Below are 20,983 nucleotides of genomic sequence, written 5' to 3'. Positions count from 1 at the left end.
ATCGGCAATGCTGACGAGAACTCGAATCGGCGCCGCGGTGGCGGTTGCTATGGTGGGAGTGCTGGCCCTTGCGTCAGGCGCTAAGGCCCTGTCCCGGTCCGACCGACCGGCGGCTGGGGTGGTGTTTCCGCGCATTGATGTCGATACACTAAACGGCCGCGACACCGTCGTCCGCTTGAGTAATATGGACCCGGACAACGCCGTGACTGCCAAATGTTTCTATGTGAACGGCAACAGTCATTGCACCAATACCGGCGAACCCTGCACCTTGTCCTCGGCTTGCCTGGGCGCAGCGAATTCGGTTGGCTCGTGTGTGCCGGGCTGGACCGTCACCGACTTCCTGATTGTATTGACCGCTCAACAGCCCCTCGGTTGGCGGGCATCGGAAGGCCTCTCCGGTTCCTCTCTCCCGTTGCACGGCCCGAGCAAGATTTGCAGCAGTTCGACCGCACAGTTTCCGAAGCCATGCAAGGACGCGAGCGATTGCCGCGGCGGCGACAGCTGCGATGTAAACCAGACGAATGCTGGAACCCTGATCCCTCCCGCACCGGAAGATCCGTTCATGGGTGAACTGAAGTGCGTCGAGATCGATCGCGATACCGATGCACCGCCAGCGGAGGACGGCGCCCCGAGCACCAACGACTTGAAGGGCGAAGCCACCATCGAAACGATTCAGGAAGATGACACCATTGACGTCGGGACCTACAATGCCGTCGGCCTAACTTCTACCGGCGACAACAACGGCGACACCAGCCTCGACATCGGCAATGAGTACAACGCCTGCCCGCAGACGTTGGTGGTGAATCACCTGTTCGATGGCGCGATCAATCCGATTACCAGCCCACCGCCCCATGGTACTACGATCCTGCTTGAGGAAAGCTCGACGACGGAGTTGGCGCTGGTTCCCTGTTCGGAGGATCTGACCGGAGCTGACCGGACCGTCGGCGTATCAACGGCGCAATTCCTGGTCTACAACGAGTTTGAGCAACGGTTTTCGACCAGTCGGCGCATCGACTGCTTCTTCAAGAGCCAGCTGTCGTTGATCGATACTACCCAACCCGAACATTCGATTTGGAATGCAGCGGTGTCGGGTACGGTCGGTGGCCAAACGCGAGTCCGTGGGATTGGATCGGGACTGCTCGGTGCCGCCCGCCTGACGATGACCGAACCTGAGAACGGTGTCGTAGGCAGCGCGGCGTACAACGTACACCAAGACGGTGAACGTACGGCGGGCGATACCATTACGATTCCGTAACGGCGATGGGGCCGCGGATGAGCGAACAGGCCACGGGTATGCGTACAAAAGGAGGAAGGCCATGAGGACGATGAACAGCCTGCGCGTTGGCTCGACACTGGTGGCGTGCGCCCTCGCGCTTACGGCTGCCGTCGCGGCGCGCGCAGACGTGTCGACGGAGCGGCCCGGTTCTATCTTGATCTTTCCCAAGGTCATAGCGGATGGAACGCGCGACACGATCATTCAGATCAGCAATATCTCGACGATGACGGCCCACGCCCACTGCTTCTACGTCGACGGATCGCGGGATCCGAACACGCTGCAGCCGCGTTGGCAGGAAACGGATTTCAATATCTGGCTCACACGCCTGCAGCCGACACACTGGCAGGTGAGTGCTGGGCGCCCGGTTGACTTCACCGATGACAACGACGGCCTTGACCCGGGTGCGGTTCCTCCCGCTACGGCCGGCTTCCAAGGCGAGCTTCTCTGTGTTCAGGTCGACAGCAGCGGACCGAGTGCAGGAAACTCCCTGATCGGCGACGCTACGCTCAAGAATGCGCAGTCGGGCGACGTCTCGAAGTACAACGGACTAGCGATCAAGGCAGTCAACGGCAGTGACGATGATCTACTTCTGTTGAACGATACGGTTGCGAATGAAGCGGACGGCAGCGCCGAATACAACGGCTGCCCAAGGGCCCTGCAGTTTGCCGGCGTTCGCGATCTCGATGTGGACCCTGTCTTAGGATCGGGATCTGTATCGCGCAGCTTCATGACGTTGATTCCGTGCTCGGCGGATTTCGAGAACCTCGTGCCGGCCAGCGTGTCGGTGAGCGTCAATCGCATCGACGAATTCGAGAATCAATTGTCGTTCGACGGTGCACTGAATGTCACATGCTGGCGCGAACTCGCGCTGGGCGGTAGTGGCTCAGTGTTTGGGTCGTACTTCAGCGGAGCGCCGACGCAGTTCTACACGGCTATCTTGACGCCAAACTCTCAGGTTGGTCTGCTGGGCGTGTTCGACAGCGTGGTGACCGATAGCAACAGCAACAGCGCTACGTCCTCGATAAACATGTCGCAGTTGGGTGCCGACAAGGCTTCGAATCTGCCAGCCACGGGCCCGGCTGGCTCGCCTGCGTCGATTCGGATTTCCGGGGAATAGGGCGACGAGGTGGAAATCATGGAGCGATTGCACGCAGCGGGTAATCGTTTGATGGATGAAAGGAGACGGGCAATGCGTACACGTAGGCCGGACCACTCACGAGCCGCCCTTGCTTGGTTGGGTGCGGTGGCCGTTCTCCTGATGAGCAGCGGCGCGCGAGGTCAGATCGTCGCATCGGATCAAGGGGCTGCGGTTCTGGTGTTTCCAAAGGTACTCGTAGACACGGCTGGGACACTGACCGGCGGGGTGAGTGTCGATACCGTGATCCAGATTCAAAATACCAGTTCGGATATCGCCAACCTACTTTGCTTTTGGGTGGGAGCGAATAGCTGTTGCGGCGGACCGTGCGGGAACGCCAATCCGGATGCCTGCGATCCGAATAGCTCGGATCCCGCCCTCAATTGCCGGGCGAGTGGCCAGCGGTGCGTGACCAGTTGGACCGCTGACAACTTTGAAATCGGTGCGAGCCCTGGCCAGCCAATCGGCTTCGTAGCAAGCCAGAATACGACAACTCTGCCGTGCAACCGACCCGGCGACCCCTGTGGCGATCCTCAGGAAGGGGTGATCAAAGGCGTCCCACGCCAACCCTTTATCGGCGAGTTGAAGTGCATCGAGGTTGACACCGTAACGGCCGGCTCCACGCCGCAGGCGCTAACCGGAGTCAACGACTTTACCGGTTCGGCGCGAATCTATGCGTCAACGACGGGGAATGGTGGCAGCGTCGATGTACGCGAGTACAGCGCGATCGGGATCCAAAGTGTGGTCGGGGCATCATCGGGACCGATCGACACTGGGGTGCTCTGTCTGGGGACGAACGGTGGCAACTGCACCACCGCGACTCACGCGTCGTGCCCGGGAACGTTGATTCTGGATCACTTCTTCGATGGGGCTGATCCATTCGGTGACAATGACTCGGTTGGAACGACGTTGACGCTGGTGCCGTGCACAGAGGCCCCCGAAACCCAGATCGGGCCGCCAGGTATCACGGTGGCGCAGTTGCTGATTATCAACGAATTCGAACAGCGCTTCTCGTCGAATCGGCACGTGCAGTGCTTCGAAACGACGCGGTTGTCCGACATCGATAGCGTTCCGGGGGTCGATCCGGGCGACGCGACATCGATTTTTAGCGTTGGCGTTCAAGGGACGATTACGGGTCAAACGCGTATCCGTGGCGTGCCGACCAACGAAGCTGGGCACGGATTGCTCGGCATTTCCGAGGAGACGCACAGCGGTGCGCGCGGGTCGTTCTCGACAGCGGCGAATCTGCACTTTGACGGTAGCCGGGGAGCTGGATTCGGCGATACGATTTCAATTCCGGCGCCGTAGTGTCCAGATTGTAAGTCTTGCAGGTGCAAGCAGGGCCGGGGACGTGATCGCGTTCTCGGCCCTTTTCTTTTGGACGGTACGCTGCGGATTTGGACTCGAATTTCGTGAAGGGTTGCGCTACAAGAAGGCCTATGACGCTCAAGCGGATTCTGGTGGTTGAGGACAATCTCGATAATAGACGGATTCTCGTCTACCGTCTTAAGCGGATCGGCGAATTCGATATTGTCGAGGCAAGCAACGGCCAGGAGGCACTACAGATCGTCGAGGCAAGCCCTCCTCCGGACCTGATTTTCATGGATTTGAAGATGCCGGTTATGGATGGTTGGGAGGCTACGCGGCGGATTCGCGCGTCGGATCGGGGCCGAGGTATCCCCATCATTGCGCTGACAGCGCAGGCGATGGCGGGCGACGAGCAGAAGGCTCTGTCAGCAGGCTGTGATGACTATCTGGCCAAGCCAATTGTCGATCCGAGTCTGGTACGCGTGAAGTTGGAGCGGCTATTGGCCGAGGGTCGGGCGAAGCCCGCAGGTAACTGAGAGTCCTGCGGCTTTCGCTTCGCACGATTTTGGAACAGCGAGAAGGTCGTGTGGGATCGGGGCGAAGCGTCGCCGTCCGAGTCGTCGCAGCGGCCATAGTGTTGGTGCTGGTCTCGGCGGATGTTGCCAGGGGGATCGACTCGTGTCCAACCAGCGGTCCGGCGCTGGTGACGGCGGTGGTGAACGGGCTGTTCGGTGAGGGCGCCCTGTGCCCGCAACTCGATGCCAATCATGACGGCGCGCTCTCGGCAGCGGATGTGATCGCCGCACAACTGCAAGCACCGCCGACGCTCTCGCCGACGCCCTCAGCGAGCGTGACATCAACTCCTTCGGCAAGTCCTCAGCCCTCGCCGAGTGAATCGGTGACACCGACGGCGACGGAACCGCTCGCGTCGCCGTCGCCCCGCACGCCGACGAGGGTGGTGCCGAGCGAGACCGAGACGCCGTCGTTGACGCCGACTCCAATACGGACCCATTCGGCGACGGCGACACCGAGTCCGTCTGCGTCACCGACCGTCACCACCACTGCCACGGAGACGCCATCGACGACGGCGACCACGGCGAGTGCGACGCGGACCGGAACGATCATCACGGAAACACCGACGCGGACATTCACCAGGACGAGTTCGCCGACCTTTACATCAACGCCAACAAAGACGCGCATCTTGACGTTTACGCCTTCGCCAACTCCCACCTCGACCGCCCCCGACACGCCGGTGCCGACGCGTACCCGGAGTCAGTCACCAACGCCGAGTCTATCCCCGACGAGCAGCGCGACGCGGACTCCCTCGAGCACGGCGACCGTGACCGCGAGTCGCTCCGCAACCTGGTCGCCGACCGCCACCAGGACCGCGACGTTGACAGGATCGACTACGGCGACGGTGACACCAAGCCCAACCCCCACTTACTCGGCGACGCGCACGGCGACCGTTACGCGAACCGCTACCAACTCCCCGACGCCATCACTATCCGCGACACTCACACGCACCATGACGGGTACGATCAGCCCGTCGCTTACGCCCACGGTGACCCCGACGGTCACGCTTACTCCCACCGCCAGCAGCACCAGCACACGAACCGAGACGCCAACGAACACGGCGACACGCACCCCCAGCGTAACGGTTACGCCCTCGATCTCCCCGAGCCCAACGCCGTCGCAGACCCAGACGGCTACGGTGACACTGACGCGAACTGTAACGGCTACATTGACGCCGTCACCCACAAGCAGCGCGACCGTGACGCGAACCGCGACAGCGTCGTTGACGGCAACCATCACGATGACGCCAACGATCACGCAGACGTTGACGCCGACGCGAACCATCACACCAACGGTGACGGTCACCCTAACTCCGTCCGCGACCAGGACGCCGACGACAACGCGGAGCGTAACGCCGACGCGGACGGCCACTGTGACACCCACGCGCACGCTGACGCCGATCCCAATCGGCGCCGACGTCTCGTACGCCGGCGTCGCCTCGCTGTCCGGCGTGCCACGCACGCCGGTCGGTACGGACACCAGCGGACACCCCGTCTATCCGGTTGTTCTCAGCCGCGGGTTCTTCCTCATCGTGGAAGCGAAGAAGGGCCCGAGTGGATCGAGCCCGGCCACCTCGGTATTCGACTACGATCCGAACGATCCGGCGGCGCGACCGGCCTTCCAGATTGAGTCGTCGCGGTCGCTGGGCGCGAATCCCAGCGCTGCGGTGTGCGATGCGGCCCAACCAAAGATCGGTGGAGTGCCGGCGGTCAGTCCGCCGAGCTTCGATGTCACACAGCCGATCTCGGATGCTCTCAATGACTTGGGCTGCCGATTCAGTGCGCGCACGGCGCCAAGCGAGGCCTGCACGGGGTCCGCTGGCTCGTTCTTTTTTGTCAACAGCATGAGCAAGGTTCAGTTTTGCGCGGTGATCGGTAGTGAGCTGGCCTTTCCGAGTGGGGATACATTGCTGACCGTTCGGGTGCTCGATCAGCTCGGGAATCCGGGCGTCGCCAGCGCGTTTGTCATTCGCGCACCGTGAGGCGAAGGTTGACTATCGTCTGTCCACCTGCAGGTAGAGCCTAGTGCGGCAACGACACGGACGGCAACACCTCTTCATTCTGGCGCTGACATTCACGATCGCGACGGTTGCGCTGACGTGGCCCTTGAGCCCACAGCTGTGGGACCACGTGGTAGATGCGCGCATCTACGGTGCCTCGGGTGCGTGGTGGCGGCAGGATATATTCCTCAACTTGTGGATCCTTTCTTGGGGTACGCACGCGCTGACCACCGCTCCGCTGCAGATGTGGAACGGCAACGTGCTGGTGCCGATGAATCAGGCCCTCGCCGGATCGGAACACATGCTGGGCTATCAAGCCCTGTTTGCACCGTTGTACCTCCTGAGCGACAATCCCGTGTTTGCGACGCAAGTGCTCGCGCTCTTGTCCTTCGTCCTCACCGGAGTAGCGATGGCTCTCTTGGCGCGGGAACTCACAGGCAGTGCGATGGCGGGATGGCTCGCGGGGTGCGTGTTGGCGTTCAGCCCATGGCGATTCAACGAGCTGACGCGCGTGCAGTTGTTGGCGACATTCTATCTGCCGCTCATCGTACTGTGTTTGTCGCGCTATCTCCGATTGGGAAATCGACACTACCTGTTCGCGCTGAGTGGTCTGCTCGCGATGCAAACGTTGACATCATTCTATCTCGGGTACTTCGCGTTTCTGACCATCGGATTGCTCTTGCTTCCTTCACTCCTGACGCGGGCGCTTACAGCTAGACAATGGCGGGCGATTGCCGCCGCCGTCGGCTCGGCCGCGGTCTTGGTGGCGCCGATGAGCTTGCCCTATCTGCGGCTGCGGGCATCGGGCGTGATTCCGAACGATCCATACGAGCAACCGATGGCCATCTCCTTTCTGCTGGCGGCGGAGCCGTGGAGGCGCTTCTTCATGCCTGGTACCGAGCTGTACCTCGGCGTCACGACGCTCGCACTCAGTGTGCTGGGGTGTCGGCGGTTGGGGATCGAGATGTGGCCGGGACGCGCGGCGCTCCTGACGCTCGCCGCGGGTGGGTACATCCTCACCCAGGGCCCGGCATGGCCGATTGGTGCGATCATGATTCCCCTTCCGTACCGCATCCTGGGTTGGTTCGTCCCCGGAATGAGTGCGGTGCGCTATCCGTTGCGGTTCGGGATTTTGGTGATCTTGGCGGTGGCCTTGCTGGCGGCGCGCGGAAGCGTGCGCATGATGCATCTGGTCGGAGCCCGGCCCAACGTTCGCAGGCTGGTCGCGCTGGGATTGACGATCGCGATCATCTTCGAGGGGCGGAGGTTTCCTGGCGCCCACCTTCGATTGGAGACGGTCCCAGTCGGCGCAGCGGTTCCCGCTGTCTACCTCTGGTTACGAATACACGGTGAAGGCGGAGTATGTGTTGAGATTCCAGTGGGCGACGATAGTTTTCCCGGCTTTCAGCGCGAGAGCCGCTACATGTATTTCAGCACCTATCACTGGCTTCCATTGGTCAACGGGTTCACCGGGTATCCGGCGCGTGAGAGTACGGAACTCCGCACGGTGGCACGACGCCTACCGGATCCCGGCGCGCTCACAATGCTGCGAGAGCGGGCGAAAGTTCGATGGGTGGTCGTGCATCATGCCGAACTGGATGCGGCGACTGAGTTGATATGGCAAGCGGCCGAGCCGGCCTGGCGCAAGGTCGCCGAGTTCGGCGACGACCGCGTGTTTGACGTTGGTCAGGGTTAGGGTGAGCGGTCCGAATTCTCGAATCGGCGTGCCTCGACTCGCCTAAGAAGACGGAGCGGCGACGCCTTCGTCAGGCCACCTTGCGCTGATCCTCGATTGAGTCGGCGATGGCGGGATTCGGCTCGATTGCGATGCCGCGACGGCGGGCGAATTCGGTAATCGTCGCACGGGCCAATTTGCTCGGCCGGAAGCGACGGTTCTCCCAGCGATTCACGGTTCCGACGGTCAGTCCGAGGGCGTGCGCAAATTCCTCTTGGGTCATTCCGAGACGAGCGCGTAGCGTCCGCACCAAGTTGCCAATCTGATCCTCCATATTGATCCTTCCTGGTGATCCACTTGATCACCAACCTATGCTGAGCCGATATCGAGCAAGCCATATGCCACGACGGCCGTACCCCGATGCAGCATCCGCGGCGCGGCTCGTATGCAGCGCGCACCAAAGGTGGGTGACACTGGCTTGGCGCCTTTGCGCCGCCTTGCGCTTTCGTGACACCGGGAGCTGTTTGACATTCAGGCGTGCTCTGCAGCATTGGTATGAGCATGCTCATCGTTGTCGCTCGCAGCGTTAGAACGGCATTGGCAGCCGCGATGGCGTGCGCAGGGCTGTTGGCGCTTGTTAGCGCGCCGACTCCCGCAGCCGGCGCTTCGCTTCCGTGGGACGTTGGGCAAGGCGTTGACGTTGTGATGCAGGGACAGGCGTTGGCAGCACAAGGGAACGTAACGTCGGACGAAGGGCTGAGCGATCGGTCGCTACGTTGGTGGTACCATCGGATCACGAATCTCTTGCGATTGGCGGTGCACATCTGGCTTGGATGGCTCACGCGCGTCGCCGGGTTGTTGGGGGTCGCGGTTGCGGCGTCGATGCTCGACCGCAATTTAGTCGCCCAATGGCGAGTCCATCGCTGGCGTCTGTTTCAGCGCTACGTTCCGTTTGCCGCTGCGGTCTACCTGCTCTCAGTGTTCGATCGACGCGCAGATCGCTTGGGGTTGATCGCGCTGATCGCAGCGGTAGTCTACTGGATTGTAGGGCGGGATTTGATTCCCGATACGCTCAGCATCGGAATGCTGGACGATGTCATCTGCATCGGTGCGGCCTCACGGTGGTTCATGTACCGCTGTCCCGCTGAGATGATCGAGCGGCATGCGCTCAGCGTGCAGAAGTGGCGCGAACGCACTTCACGAATTCAGGCGCGACGCCGGCGGCCAGCGCGAGGCGCCAAGGGTGACCGTCCCTGATGTCGGCGCCTCAGGCCCCTCCCTTCGCTCGCTTCTCGGCGGCACGCTTGGGAATGGCGGCCGCTTCATCACCCTGAGGTCGGACGTCCTTGTTCTTGAGATCGATTCGCCACACCGCTTGGCGATGATGGTTGCCTTCTCGCCAGGTGAGGATCACTTCGTATTCCGGACCGTCCTTCTGCTTCGACTCCCATGAGAACTCACCGACAAACACGTCGACGTCGGTCCCTTGCGTCAGAAGCACCTTGGTCATGTCATCCAGCGTGAGCGTGTTGTCGGGTTTGTACTCCCGTACGGTCTTCTTGGCTTCCTCTTCGCGTTTGCTCCACGACTCGCCGAGCTGGGTACTGATGACCCACACGAAGCCGATGCTGAACAGGGCCAAGCTGCCCCAGCCCACTACTGCGGGCCAGGATCGCTCCTTCTTCTCGCCATTTCCTTGTGTTGACATCAATGCCTCCTCACCGCGCGGGATCAAATCACGCGATTCTAATCAGAACCCGCGCGCTCTCGCAATCGCGGTGCAGTCGCTACTGCCGCGGTCGAAACTGCGGCAGCGTAATCTCTGGCGTGACATCGTCAAATACGGCTTCGACTGGCATTCCGATGCGCACCGCCGCTGGTGGGCAGTCGCGCAAATTCGCCGTGATTCGCAGGTTTGGTTGTTCGGCAAGCTCAATCAGCGCGACCACGAACGGAATCGCGTCCTCGAATCCGGGCGCGGACACGTAGTGGGTGACAGTGAAAGAGTGCACAGTTCCCTGACCGCTCATGCGACCCGGGTGCAAACTGCTCGCCCCGCAGCGTGGGCACTCGGCCCGCGGGTAGTGGATGTAGTAGCCACAGCGATCGCAGCGCAGAATCGCGAGTTCATGGCGCCGGGCCGCCTCCCAATAGAAGCTGGTTTCGCGATCTGGCTGCGGCAGTGGCCGCTTGTAGTCTGACATCGCGGTGCGTTTATCGAACCCGGCTTGCACGTGCAACCGCACGCGCGTCCAAATCTGTACCCCGTTACAATTTCGGGCTGCTTTGCCGAACCGTAGATGAACCGAACGGCGAACCCATGAGCCGCGGGGAACACGGCATATGGCTTGCAGCCCACAGACCTGGTGCAGACCCGCGTGGTGAGCCCCGGACATGGCTGAGACTCTCGAAGCGCGCCTCCAAGAGGCATTCAATGCGGAAAGCCGCCGACTGCTTCGTCGGCGAACCGAGGTCGCGTGCATGCTGACGCTATTGATCGCGCCGCTCTATGCGATCCCCGACTACTGGTTCTATCGACAACACCTTGGTGTCTTGATCACGACGCGGCTCGCTTGCGTGACGCTCACTGCCGCCATCTACGGGACGCTGCGCTGGCACTCGGTGGGAAGGACCCGTCCGGAGTGGCTGGCTACGCTATTGGGTATCGCGGTCGCGTTCATGATGGCGGGTATCTTCGTGCTCTTGGAAGGATACGACACACCATACTTCGCTGTATTCGTCCTGCTCACTCTCACACTCGTCATGGGCATTCCGTGGCGCGTGCGCGACGCCATACTGCTCTGCGGGACGATCGTGATGACGTACCTCATCGCCGCCTTGGTCCAGGGGGACATGCTGAATGTAGGACGCTTCGCGATTCACGTGTCGTTTCTCCTCACCGCGAGTGCGGTTGCCCTCGTCGGTCTGCGGGCTGGACGCGCCCTGCGGGTGCGCGAGTTTCGCACCCGCCACGCGATGGAGCAGGCGCTGACAGCCCAGGGCGATCTGGCCGCCGCCTTTGAGCAGCAGAGCGCGCGGCTCGCGGTGGCAAACCAGGAGATGGAGGATCTCCTCTACGTGGCCTCGCACGATTTGCGCGCACCGCTCATCAACGTGCAAGGCTTTACCCGTGAGATCCAGATCGGGCTCGATGAGCTACAGCAGCAACGACCGGCGAGTCCCGAGAGCCGCGCCACCCTCGCGGACATCGAGGAGTCGATCCGGTTTGTCACGGCGGCGGCGGCCCGCATGGATAGTCTGATCGGTTCGTTGTTGAACGTCTCGCGTATCGCGACGCGCACCCATCCCACCGATGCGGTGCCGCTGGGACCGATGGTGGGCAAGATAATCGATTCGTTTCACTATCAGCTCGACCAGAAGGCGATCACAGTCGCGCTCGGCCATCTGCCGGTGGTGGTCGGCGATCCCGGGCGGCTCAGTCAAGCGATCAGCAATCTGGTCGACAATGCGATCAAGTACATGGACGACCGACCCTTGCGCCGTATCGAGATCGGTTCCCGGAGCGAGTCTGGCACGTGCATCTGCTACGTGCGCGATACCGGACCGGGAATTCCTGCGGCGAAACACGAGGCCGTCTTTCGACTCTTTCATCGCCTGGCCAACGGCAGCGCGTCCGGCGAGGGAATCGGCCTGACTCTCGTCCGCAAAATCATCGAGAAGCATGGCGGCCGCATCTGGTTGGAGGCCGCCCCCGAGCACGGCACGACCTTTTGGTTTACGCTGCGGCCCGCGGCTCCGCATCCAGGGCAGCTATGACTGACGTAGTCGCTTCCTAGATCTGCCGTGGTGTCGGGGCGCCGCGGACTTCGCGACGGCCACGCTGCAGAGCGGGAATGGCTCGAATGCGTTCTTCAGCCAAAAGATCCCACATGATGCCGCGGGGTCGCGGGTGCAGGCTGGGTGCCGCGATGACCTGCTCAGGAGTAACCAGAAAGTCGACGGGAAGGTCATGCCCGCGCATGGGGATGCGCTCCTCGACGATTTGCAGCGGATGGATCGTCGTCAGAATCGGCGTGTACTCGCGGACCTTGCCGTCCTTGCGCAACAGCGCGTACTCGAGATCGCAGTAGCCGCCCCCGCTGCCCAGGCGCGCGCCTTGCCGACTCACCGCCATCGAGCCACAGACGATGAGATCCACCGGCTGCATCTCATGTGGTGCCACCAAGCGACCGAATCGCAAGGCGCCCTTGATACTCAACGCCCGCAGGGCGCGGACGCCGAGTCGCTCGGGATCAATCTCGACGAAGCACTTGTCCCCGCGCAGATGTGGGACGGGAATGTAGACGATCTTGCCCTGCACGATGGCGAGGTGGCGGATGCTGCGTTGCGGGGCGTCGCTACTGATCTTGAGCGCTTTCGCGCGCTTCCAGAGCGTCAGCTCCCCGAGCAACAGCGCAGCGTGATCGGCTCCGGCAAAATTCGGCACCCGTCCTTCGACGGCGGGGAAGCGAATCGCTTCCGCCAACTTCAACCGCATCCAGACTTTGCGTCGTAAATCGTCCTTGGTCATGAGCGACAACGCGACCAGACGAGACGACTCGCTACTACAGCCCAAGGTCAAGAGTCAATGTCGACCGTCGGGTCGTCGGCGTCGTCGGGCGCCTCGGTATCCGCATCGTCGGCAGAAACGTTCGTCGGCTGCTCTGCAAGGGCCGCCGCGGTCGCCGCGGCCAGGCGGCGGGCAACGGTGATAAAGCCGGTGTGCGCCACCATGCGGTGTTCCGGCCGAACGCTGCGGGCCTTCACGTGCCAGAAGCGCTGCAGCGTCTCCATCACTTGCACCGCCCCGAAGCCGTGCGCGCGCAACCCGTCGACCCATTCTTTGATCTGCAACGCAGTGGGGACGTACCCCATCACCAGGCCGCCCGGGCGCAACGCGGCTTTGATCTGCGGCAGTAGCTGCCACGGCTCGGCGAGGTCGAGCACCATGCGGTCGACGTTCCGTTCGCTGATGCCCGCCGCCGCGTCGGCCAACTTGAGTGTCCAATTGGCCGCTGGTCCGTGAAATTGCTCGACGTTGTGGCGCGCCATCTCGACGAAGTCGGCGCGCGCCTCATACGAGGTGACGTGGCCGTGCGGCCCCACCGCGCGCAGCAGCGCCATCGTCAATGCGCCGGGGCCGGCGCCGATCTCGACGACGGTGGCGCCCGGATACATGTCGCCCCACAGCAGGATCGGCCCGATGTCCTTCGGGTAGATCACTTGCGCCTTGCGCGGCAGATTCGGAATAAGTTGCGCGAACGTCGGCCGCAGCATCAGAAACGGCTCACGCGCCGTGTTGTAAACGACCGTGCCTTCTTCCTGCCCGATGAGCTGATCGGCTTGCAGCGATCCACTGCGCAAGTTGACCCGGCCGCCCGCTCGCAGCGTGCGCAGGTATTCGCGTTCTTTGTGGTCGATGAACAACACGCTGTCGCCGGCCACCAGACGAGCGGTCCGTGGAGAATCCGTCATCGGCCTAGTTCACGTGCGCCGGCCCTTGTTTGCGTTCGACCTCGGCGCTGAGGCGACAGAACGAGCACAGCGTTCCGAATGACGGCATGCCGCAGCCCTCGCACGATTGCGGCGGCGGCAGCGCTTCGGCCGTGACGAACGCTGGGCGGCCGCTGCGCAGAAATTCCTTCACGAAGGTCAGCTTGGTGCCCGGCATTGCCGCTTCCAGTCGGTTGAGCACATCCTTGTAGATCAGCTGGGTTGCGCCGACGCTGTTGGGACACTCGTCAATCACGTAGTCGATGCCGCGAAAGAACGCGTACACGGCTGTTTCGTATTCGCTGACACGGAATAGCGGCTTGACCTTGCGCGAAAATTTCTCGTGATTGGGTTCCAGCACCGGATGCTGCTTGGCGAGGTGCTCGGTCTGCCAGTGCAACACGTTGCCGAGCAGGCGCGCCGCTTCGTCGTCGAGATTGTGCCCGGTAGCGACGACGCGAAAGCCGTGTTCGTTGGCCAACTGATCGAAGTAGTGCCGCTTCACGGTGCCGCACGCGGCGCACGATTTGCGATTCGTGGCGTTCGCCACGTTCGCGATCGCCAGCCCCGGGCCTTCGTCGGCTAGTGTGAGTTTGATGAGTCGCAAGCCGCGCGCGCGGGCAAATCGCTCCGTCTTCTCAGTCGACGTCGCGGAGTACTCACCGATGCCGAGCGCGAGGTGTACGCCCACCGTGCGGTAACCGAGCGCGATCAGCACGTCCCACAACGCCAAGCTGTCCTTGCCGCCCGACACGGCGACGAGCACTTCATCATCGAGAGTGAACATGTGCTCGTGCTGAATCGCGCGCTCGACTTGACGATGAAAGAAAAACTGGAAACAGCCGCGACAGAACGCCGAATTGTGCTGTCGCAGATGGACCTCGGCGCGTTCACGGCAGCGTGTGCACTTCATGACTGCCCTCCGCGGCTACGCTCCGCCCGAAATCACGGAGCGGATCTCGACGTTGTCGTCGGCTTCAAGGAAGTCTTGCTCGGTCACCAATTCATCGCCGCGGATGACCATCGCGGTGCCCGGCAGCATGCCGAGGTGCCGCAGCACTTCCGCAACCCGATGCCGTCCGGGCAGATCGACCTGCTTGTGCTGCGGTAACAACGTGATGCGCATGAGGGGAACGGCGGGACAATAGGGAAAAGGTTTTGGGGAGTCAATCAATATACCAATGCAACCGCACGCATCGGTGCGCCGCTGCGGTCGGCGACCGCGAGCGGAAAGCCAGCAAACGTCACAGCGGGCTTGTCGACCAGCTGCTCGAGATTGATGAGGCCTTCGATGACTGGAATGCCGGCCTGAAAAAACGGCAGCGTCTCGGCCCACACTTCGTCCGGAGACCGGCTCAGTTCGAGGAGCTGCGCATAGTGTTCGAAGCTGCCCAGACTCGGCATGTCGGTGCCGACCGCGCGCGGCGCCCGAGCGACGAGCCAGCTCGCCGCTTGCGGCGACAGCGCGCTGTACACCGGCCATTCGTTGGCTGGTGGCGGAGTGTAGCCCGTGAGCAGTAGCAGCACCTCTCCGGGAAGAACCGGCGGTTGCTGACCGAGGTCGTTGACCTGCAACAGGGTGTTGCGATCGTGCCAGCGCAGATCCCATACGCGCGCCGGTCCATAGAAGCGGTCGAGTGATACCTGGTCAGCCCGCATGCCGTCGCGCAGCAATCGAGCCGAAGCATCGAGATGAGCGCCGCCATGGCTCAGGAGGCTGTAGCTCATCATGCCGAAGGCGTAGTTCGGATTGGTGGGGACCACCGGTGCGAACGTCTGCCGCGCGACGCCGAGGAAGTCACAGGTCCGGTGGCCGAGCTGACGACAGGGGCTGTCCTCGCTGAGGGCTGGCGACAAGTCGACGATCTCCTTCGGCTGCTTCGGTACAGCCTCAGGGGAGTGACATCCCGTCGCCAGGACCAGTACGGGTAGCACCCACAGTGGCGAACGCATCAGCTCCCAAGCCTAAACTGTTCAAGCCCCGAATGCCACTGATCCTCTCGGATGGGTAGTGTCCTAATTTGAAATCGGCTCAATCGAATCCGGGCTCTGCCGGCGAACCGTCTTCGTACATACTCAATCGCTCCGCAGCGAGGAGGAGCGAATAGGCTAGTTCGCGCGCCTGCTCCGCCTCCAGGTGTACGATGCGTGCGCCGGAGCCGCTCCCGATTCTCATCGTGAGAGTTTGGCCGATGTACTTGCCCAAATAGACAGCCATGGTCGACGCCTGATCCACAACCAGCGTGCGCGCCATCAACGGCGGGACAATGCGGACGAGTTTACGTCCTCGCTGTACCCAATGGATTCCCTCTTTCTTCGGCTTGGCCATTGCTCGCTCCTGTCAAATCGTTTCAGGTGGTAGCCGTCGCTTCGCAATTTCCAGATAGGCGATCAGGTCATCAATATCCGCTTGGGTTGGATCACCTTTGATCAACACACGGCCCGCGCGATCCGGCCCAAATGGGCAATAGACAAACTCACGCTCGCCTGCGGCTTCCATGCGTTCCCGTATCGCACGGTTGACCGTGACGCTCGCAGGCTCCGAGGTCCGATTTGCTGGCAGTTGTTGCGGCATCGACGCGATGTTCTCCGTCCCACCTTCATAGTTATCAGCTTGAAGCTTTGCAAGGGATATTGTCTCAGCCACTACCTTTATTAGGAAGGAGACACTACCAGGGTTAAAGTTACGCTTCAGTAAGAAATCACCCAACGTTGCGTCAGAAGGTAGCCCATCAGGGAACTCCTGGAGAATTTCCCGTATTATATCAGGGCTTTTGGCCGCTTCCCTTATGGCGGCTAGCCTCTCAGGTGCCTCTTCGGAAAGGTGCAGAATGTTGAAAGCCAGATCCGATATTTTGAATCTGCCCGAACTTTCCTCTAGTAACCTATACTGCTTTAGGGCAGACATAACACGGTTGGCAGGGCCGGTTCCCGGAGTGTACCCAAGCTGTGTAGCGATCACTTCGGGCGTAGTCGCGACGCGCTTCTCCACTGCATATATCTGCCGTGCCTTCTCAATGGCCTCAGGCAAAGGCATTCCAGGGTACCTCGGGCTCCTATGAACGGCCTTTCGCGTCTTCTCGGATGGGTCTGGCATTGGCGTCTCCTCCTCGAAAGCAGTGTAGTGAATACGATGGCTCACGTCAACACATTTTGTCGCATGCCGGCGCGCCAATTGTGTCGAGCTAAAAAATCGCCAAATACGCTTTTGGCTCTTGACCTGGCGCGGCAAACTGGTAGACTTCGATCATGTTCAACGACACAGGCAATTCGTCGCGAAACTCCAAAGCTCGCGCATCAATGGTTGTTGTGGTGGCGTTGGGTGCCGGCCAGGTCTCGAACTCCAAATCCGAGCCTGGCCGGGGTCCTACCCTTCGGAGGGTGCCGCAAGCTGGCGCTGATAACGGGCGTTACAACCCTAGGGCTCGCGTGGCAGCGCGAGTGGGGACCGAAACCCCCGCCCTCCGTCTCCTTTAGCAAATTCTCCGGGAGAATCATATGGCGAACGTACTCAAGAAGGACAAACAGGTAGCGGTGATTTCGATGTTGCTGGAGGGCTCTAGCGTGCGTAGCGCGGAGCGCATCACCGGCGTGCATCGCGATACGATTCTCCGGCTGATGGTGCGCGTGGGCACCAAGTGTGCCGAGTTCAGCGATTGGGCGCTCCGCGATCTGGATTGCCGCCGAATCGAGGTCGACGAAATCTGGGCGTTCGTCGCCAAGAAGAACAAGAACGTCGAAGAGGGCGACGACTGGTCGCGTGTTGGCGATCAGTACACCTTCGTTGCACTCGATCCGGTGAGCAAGCTGATTCCGAGCTACAAGGTCGGCAAGCGCACCTATCACACCACGATGGAGTTCGTTGACGATCTGGCGTCGCGGCTGCGCAACCGCGTGCAGATTTCGAGCGACGGTTTTCCGGCCTACGTGCACGCCATCGAACAAGCGTTTGGTCGCGACGTTGACTACGCGACCGTGGTAAAGGAATACGCAGAGACGCCGGCCGGTCGTGGCCGCTACAGTCCGCCGCGTGTAGTGAGCAGCGAGAAAGACGACTTGATCGGGTATCCGAACATGGACCTTGTTTCGACTTCGCTGGTCGAGCGCAGCAACCTGAGTATCCGGACTCACTGCCGACGACTCACGCGCTTGAGTCTCGGTTTCAGCAAGAAGCTGGAGAACTTCAAGGCATCGATGGACCTGTACTTCGCATTTTACAACTTCGTCCGAGAGCACCGCACGATTCGTTGCACTCCCGCGATGGAGGCTGGCGTGCTGCCGAGTGCCCTCAGCATCGGCGACCTGGTGGATATGGCAGCATGAACGATGTTGCGCGCCTACGGAAGACAATCCGCGATCTGCATGGACTCGATAGCCAGCACGTTGAGTCCGTACCCGTGAATGAGACGGTCAACGGTGAGCCTGTATGGCAAGGCGACGTGGAAGTGTTCGCGATCCGTGGGCACCCGAATGCGCAGCGCGCCTATGCTTGGAGCTATCGCGGCGATGACGACACGCTGCACCATGTGGCGGTGCTAGGTGTGGCTCCTATCAACTCAGCCATCGATGCAGTACGCGCAGCGATCGTCACCGATGCACGCAAGAGGCGACAGTGATGAGTGTCATTCCTAGTGACTCGGCGGGGATGAACTGCTACGCTCTTAGGAATGAGGTTCCGGTTCAACGAGCGGAAGGCCGCGCAAGCCGCTGCATACCTGATAAAGCTGCGTGGCGGGCGTCTCAATTACATGAAGCTGATCAAGCTTCTATATCTGGCGGATCGTCGGGTTCTCGTGGAGCGCGGTCGGATGATAACGGGCGATCACATGGTATCGATGCCACATGGCCCTGTTCTCTCCACCGTCCTGGACCTCATCAATTGGGGGTCGCGAACCCCTTCGCCTTGGTCTGAGTATATCACTACCTCCACGAGTTATGAGGTGGCGCTTGCGCGGGAACTCGAAACAGATGAACTGTCCAAGTATGAGTTGAGAATCCTCGATGAAGTCGACAGCAAGTATGGACCCTTGGACAAATGGGCGCTTCGGGACCTCACTCACGATCTTCCAGAGTGGGTTGATCCAGATGGCTCTTCTGATCCGATTGATCCGCAAACTATCCTGCACCACGAAGGCAAGTCACAGGAAGAAATCAGGCAGCTAACTCACGATGCCGAAGACACCTACTTCCTGGACCTGCGCAGCCGGCCACACGTTTCTCAATCGTAATCCGACTAGTCCGGAAAGACTGTGGATTGTCGCCGATGGCCCCTCCGCCACGGGCGACGTGGTGATCTTTCCCCTCAGGCGCTTGCGGCACAACGGATGGGATGACCTGACGTGCGTGCTTCAATCGCATGATCACCCAAGCATCGGCCATCAGCCGATGGCTGTTTCCTATGAAGAGGGCCGACAACTCTCAGTGGTAGTGCGGGACGCCATGCTGGAGGGCGGCTTCGTGGTTCAATGCCAGCCGCTTACTGACCACGTTCTAGAGCGCGTGCGGCGTGGAGCGATTGATTCAGAGTTTACTCCGCAGAAATTCCAACACGCCATCGCTATGAGCACTCCGAAGGCTAAGAGCACTCCTCCCAAAGCTTCAAATTAGGACACTACCCTCGGATGCAGGTTTGCACTCGCTCCCGATTGCTGTCACACGGTGCGTACAATTCAGAAGAGCGGAGGCAAGCGGCGTGCGTATTGTGGTGTGCATAAAGCAGGTGCCCGTCGTCTCGGCGATGCAGTTCGATGCAACCTCGAAGACGTTGAAGCGCGAGGGTGTACCGACCGAAGTCAGCTCGTTCGACGTGCGGGCACTGATTAAGGCCGTGGACCTGGTGCGTGCACACGGAGGCGAAGTGGTCGTGCTCACGATGGGACCGCCACAAGCCCGGGAAGCGTTAGCGGAGTGTCTGGCGCTGGGCGCGGATCGTGCCGTCCATCTGTGCGATCGCGCGTTCGCGGGGTCGGATACGCTCGCCACCGCGCGGGTGTTAGCGGCCGCGATCCGTCGCGAACCGTTCGATCTCATTCTGTGCGGTCGCCACAGCGTCGATGCGGAAACCGGTCAGGTCGGACCCGAAGTCGCCGAGTTGCTCGATGTCGCGCAGATCACCGGCGCGCACACGATCGAGGTCAATGTGGCTACTCGACGCATTACGTCGGAGCGAGAAACCGACAACGGGTTCGAAACCGTCGAAGTTGGGTGGCCAGCGCTGGTGACTGCCGCCGAGGACTTGGCGCCTGAACGCTTCCCGTCCAAGACTGACCGCGAACAAGCCAAACAGAAGCCGATCGTGACAGTGACCGCAGCCGAGTTGCCGCTCGCGACCGAGCAATTGGGGACGAGTGGTTCGCCGACGTGGGTCGCAGGGCTGGAAACGATCGAAACCAAGCGGCGCGGTCAGGTGCTCACGGGTGACACCCTGGAGCAGGTCGTTGATCAACTTGTCAGTGCGCTGTTGAAGCACGGCCTCTTCGGCGAGTGGCAGGCAACGGCTGCCCCTCGCACGCCTGCTGCCGGGACGGTCCCGCGTGCCGGAGCCAAGGACATTTGGGTGCTTGGCGAGGTGCTGCACGAGCGTGTGCGGCCGGTGACATACGAATTGCTCGGCAAGGCAGCGGAACTCGCGCAACGGATGGACGCGTCGGTGACCGCGTTCATCATCGGCGCTGGCGCCGAGCGCCACGCAACGGAGTGCGCGCACTATGGCGCTCAGCATGTGTTGGTGGCGGATCATGCGCGTCTGCCGCACTACGACACTGAACTGTGGGCGGCGATTGTCGCCGACGCTATCCGCACCCGCCAGCCGGGAGTGGTGTTGCTGCCGGCGACGGTGATGGGTCGCGATCTGGCGCCGCGGGTGGCGGCCCGCCTCGGCCTGGGCCTGACGGGCGATTGCATCGATCTCGATCTCGACGGCGAAGGCCGGCTGCTGCAGTACAAGCCGGCGTTCGGTGGCAGTGTGGTTGCGCCGATCCTCTCCAAGACACGACCGGAGATGGCAACCGTGCGGCCGGGTTTACTCGACGCGGCCACGCCCGACACGTCGCGGCGCGCCGTGGTCGAGCGCCTGCCGGTTCCGAACCAGGTCGCGCGCGTCAATGTCGTCGCGCAGCGTCGGACGGCGGAGAGTGCAGCCGCGCTCGATCATGCGCCGGTCGTGATCGGCGTTGGCATGGGCTTGGGGAGTGCAGCCAATCTCGCGGCGCTCGAGCCGCTGGCTAAAGTGTTGAACGCGGCAATGTGCAGCACCCGCGATGTGTCGGACGCGAGCTGGTTGCCGCGCCAGTATCAAGTCGGGCTGACGGGGCGAGCGATCGCGCCGCAGCTCTACGTGGCCATCGGCATCCGTGGCGCGATGGAGCACATGGTGGGCGTCCGTCGCGCCGGCGTGATCGTCGCGATCAACAAGAACGCCAAGGCGCCGGTGTTCAAAGCCGCCGACTACGGCATCGTCGGCGACTACGCTGAGGTTGTGCCGCTGCTGACTGACCGCCTGCAGCGAGCCCGCAACTAGCGGCG

At 61.7% G+C, this 20,983-nt stretch carries 25 protein-coding genes; 12 read left to right on the top strand and 13 right to left on the bottom strand.

Annotated features, from left to right (window positions below; all coding sequences use genetic code 11):
- The first annotated feature begins 7 nt into the window (after nt 1–7).
- The 4 genes from HYR72_05355 to HYR72_05340 all read left to right on the top strand — a co-directional run bounded on the left by HYR72_05355 (nt 8) and on the right by HYR72_05340 (nt 4,255).
- Nucleotides 8–1,255, top strand: a complete 1,248-nt coding sequence (locus HYR72_05355; GenBank protein ID MBI1814383.1) for a hypothetical protein — start codon at nt 8–10, stop codon at nt 1,253–1,255.
- Nucleotides 1,256–1,316: 61 nt separating this feature from the next.
- Nucleotides 1,317–2,393, top strand: coding sequence for a hypothetical protein (locus HYR72_05350; GenBank protein ID MBI1814382.1), 1,077 nt, complete (start codon nt 1,317–1,319; stop codon nt 2,391–2,393).
- Nucleotides 2,394–2,954: 561 nt separating this feature from the next.
- Nucleotides 2,955–3,719, top strand: a complete 765-nt coding sequence (locus tag HYR72_05345; GenBank protein MBI1814381.1) for a hypothetical protein — start codon at nt 2,955–2,957, stop codon at nt 3,717–3,719.
- Nucleotides 3,720–3,850: 131 nt separating this feature from the next.
- Nucleotides 3,851–4,255 (top strand): response regulator, encoded by a 405-nt coding sequence (locus HYR72_05340; protein ID MBI1814380.1) that lies wholly within the window; start codon nt 3,851–3,853, stop codon nt 4,253–4,255.
- Nucleotides 4,256–4,595: 340 nt separating this feature from the next.
- Here the strand turns inward: HYR72_05340 and HYR72_05335 are convergent, their stop codons facing one another.
- The 3 genes from HYR72_05335 to HYR72_05325 form a co-directional block, all read right to left on the bottom strand.
- Nucleotides 4,596–4,919 (bottom strand): hypothetical protein, encoded by a 324-nt coding sequence (locus HYR72_05335; GenBank protein MBI1814379.1) that lies wholly within the window; start codon nt 4,917–4,919, stop codon nt 4,596–4,598.
- A gap of 72 nt (nt 4,920–4,991) precedes the next feature.
- Nucleotides 4,992–5,159: a hypothetical protein gene (locus HYR72_05330; GenBank protein MBI1814378.1), complete on the bottom strand. Its 168-nt coding sequence runs from the start codon at nt 5,157–5,159 to the stop codon at nt 4,992–4,994.
- Nucleotides 5,160–5,681 carry a hypothetical protein gene (locus tag HYR72_05325; GenBank protein ID MBI1814377.1) on the bottom strand — a complete coding sequence of 174 codons (522 nt, stop codon included), beginning with the start codon at nt 5,679–5,681 and terminating at the stop codon, nt 5,160–5,162. It lies immediately after the preceding gene.
- On the opposite strand from HYR72_05325, the gene HYR72_05320 reads away from it, so the two are divergent.
- Both HYR72_05320 and HYR72_05315 read left to right on the top strand, forming a co-directional pair.
- Nucleotides 5,665–6,273: a hypothetical protein gene (locus HYR72_05320; GenBank protein ID MBI1814376.1), complete on the top strand. Its 609-nt coding sequence runs from the start codon at nt 5,665–5,667 to the stop codon at nt 6,271–6,273. The two genes, HYR72_05325 and HYR72_05320, sit on opposite strands and share 17 nt — an antisense overlap.
- Before the next feature lie 43 nt (nt 6,274–6,316).
- Nucleotides 6,317–7,987, top strand: coding sequence for a hypothetical protein (locus HYR72_05315; protein MBI1814375.1), 1,671 nt, complete (start codon nt 6,317–6,319; stop codon nt 7,985–7,987).
- 70 nt (nt 7,988–8,057) lie between these two features.
- On the opposite strand, the gene HYR72_05310 is transcribed toward HYR72_05315, so the two are convergent.
- Nucleotides 8,058–8,300 (bottom strand): helix-turn-helix transcriptional regulator, encoded by a 243-nt coding sequence (locus tag HYR72_05310; GenBank protein MBI1814374.1) that lies wholly within the window; start codon nt 8,298–8,300, stop codon nt 8,058–8,060.
- Nucleotides 8,301–8,521: 221 nt separating this feature from the next.
- Between HYR72_05310 and HYR72_05305 the strand changes: the two genes are divergently transcribed.
- Complete coding sequence (locus HYR72_05305; GenBank protein MBI1814373.1) at nt 8,522–9,223, top strand: hypothetical protein; 702 nt, start codon at nt 8,522–8,524, stop codon at nt 9,221–9,223.
- 10 nt (nt 9,224–9,233) lie between these two features.
- Here the strand turns inward: HYR72_05305 and HYR72_05300 are convergent, their stop codons facing one another.
- Together HYR72_05300 and HYR72_05295 are read right to left on the bottom strand one after the other, a co-directional pair.
- Complete coding sequence (locus HYR72_05300) at nt 9,234–9,674, bottom strand: hypothetical protein (protein ID MBI1814372.1); 441 nt, start codon at nt 9,672–9,674, stop codon at nt 9,234–9,236.
- Nucleotides 9,675–9,753: 79 nt separating this feature from the next.
- Nucleotides 9,754–10,170: a Zn-ribbon domain-containing OB-fold protein gene (locus HYR72_05295; GenBank protein ID MBI1814371.1), complete on the bottom strand. Its 417-nt coding sequence runs from the start codon at nt 10,168–10,170 to the stop codon at nt 9,754–9,756.
- 190 nt (nt 10,171–10,360) lie between these two features.
- On the opposite strand from HYR72_05295, the gene HYR72_05290 reads away from it, so the two are divergent.
- Nucleotides 10,361–11,743, top strand: coding sequence for a HAMP domain-containing histidine kinase (locus HYR72_05290; GenBank protein MBI1814370.1), 1,383 nt, complete (start codon nt 10,361–10,363; stop codon nt 11,741–11,743).
- A 16-nt stretch (nt 11,744–11,759) separates the two neighbouring features.
- Here the strand turns inward: HYR72_05290 and HYR72_05285 are convergent, their stop codons facing one another.
- The 7 genes from HYR72_05285 to HYR72_05255 all read right to left on the bottom strand — a co-directional run bounded on the left by HYR72_05285 (nt 11,760) and on the right by HYR72_05255 (nt 16,556).
- Nucleotides 11,760–12,497, bottom strand: coding sequence for a 5-formyltetrahydrofolate cyclo-ligase (locus HYR72_05285; GenBank protein MBI1814369.1), 738 nt, complete (start codon nt 12,495–12,497; stop codon nt 11,760–11,762).
- A 47-nt stretch (nt 12,498–12,544) separates the two neighbouring features.
- Entirely contained in the window at nt 12,545–13,441 is an 897-nt protein-coding gene (locus HYR72_05280; GenBank protein ID MBI1814368.1) for a tRNA (adenine-N1)-methyltransferase, read from the bottom strand.
- Nucleotides 13,442–13,445: 4 nt separating this feature from the next.
- A complete protein-coding gene (locus HYR72_05275; protein MBI1814367.1) occupies nt 13,446–14,372 on the bottom strand; it encodes an adenine nucleotide alpha hydrolase family protein in 927 nt (308 codons plus the stop codon).
- Between the two features lie 15 nt (nt 14,373–14,387).
- Complete coding sequence (locus HYR72_05270; GenBank protein ID MBI1814366.1) at nt 14,388–14,585, bottom strand: thiamine biosynthesis protein ThiS; 198 nt, start codon at nt 14,583–14,585, stop codon at nt 14,388–14,390.
- Between the two features lie 44 nt (nt 14,586–14,629).
- The gene (locus HYR72_05265) at nt 14,630–15,412 is read right to left on the bottom strand and encodes a cyclase family protein (GenBank protein MBI1814365.1); all 783 of its coding nucleotides are present in this window, start codon (nt 15,410–15,412) and stop codon (nt 14,630–14,632) included.
- A gap of 79 nt (nt 15,413–15,491) precedes the next feature.
- Nucleotides 15,492–15,788, bottom strand: a complete 297-nt coding sequence (locus tag HYR72_05260; GenBank protein ID MBI1814364.1) for a hypothetical protein — start codon at nt 15,786–15,788, stop codon at nt 15,492–15,494.
- 12 nt (nt 15,789–15,800) lie between these two features.
- A complete protein-coding gene (locus HYR72_05255) occupies nt 15,801–16,556 on the bottom strand; it encodes a hypothetical protein (GenBank protein MBI1814363.1) in 756 nt (251 codons plus the stop codon).
- Between the two features lie 401 nt (nt 16,557–16,957).
- Between HYR72_05255 and HYR72_05250 the strand changes: the two genes are divergently transcribed.
- The 4 genes from HYR72_05250 (at nt 16,958) to HYR72_05235 (ending at nt 20,978) form a co-directional block, all read left to right on the top strand.
- On the top strand, nt 16,958–17,782 hold the full coding sequence (locus tag HYR72_05250; protein MBI1814362.1) for an IS1 family transposase: 825 nt from the start codon (nt 16,958–16,960) through the stop codon (nt 17,780–17,782).
- Nucleotides 17,779–18,075, top strand: a complete 297-nt coding sequence (locus HYR72_05245; protein ID MBI1814361.1) for a hypothetical protein — start codon at nt 17,779–17,781, stop codon at nt 18,073–18,075. The genes HYR72_05250 and HYR72_05245 overlap by 4 nt, the downstream gene beginning before the upstream one ends.
- A gap of 51 nt (nt 18,076–18,126) precedes the next feature.
- Nucleotides 18,127–18,687: a SocA family protein gene (locus HYR72_05240; GenBank protein MBI1814360.1), complete on the top strand. Its 561-nt coding sequence runs from the start codon at nt 18,127–18,129 to the stop codon at nt 18,685–18,687.
- Between the two features lie 464 nt (nt 18,688–19,151).
- A complete protein-coding gene (locus HYR72_05235) occupies nt 19,152–20,978 on the top strand; it encodes an electron transfer flavoprotein alpha/ beta subunit (protein MBI1814359.1) in 1,827 nt (608 codons plus the stop codon).
- Nucleotides 20,979–20,983 lie beyond the last annotated feature (5 nt).

It is taken from the genome of Deltaproteobacteria bacterium (assembly GCA_016178705.1).
In the GTDB taxonomy this organism is placed as follows: Bacteria; Desulfobacterota; Binatia; order HRBIN30; family JACQVA1; genus JACOST01.
This window is presented reverse-complemented; position numbering and strand designations above follow the sequence as displayed.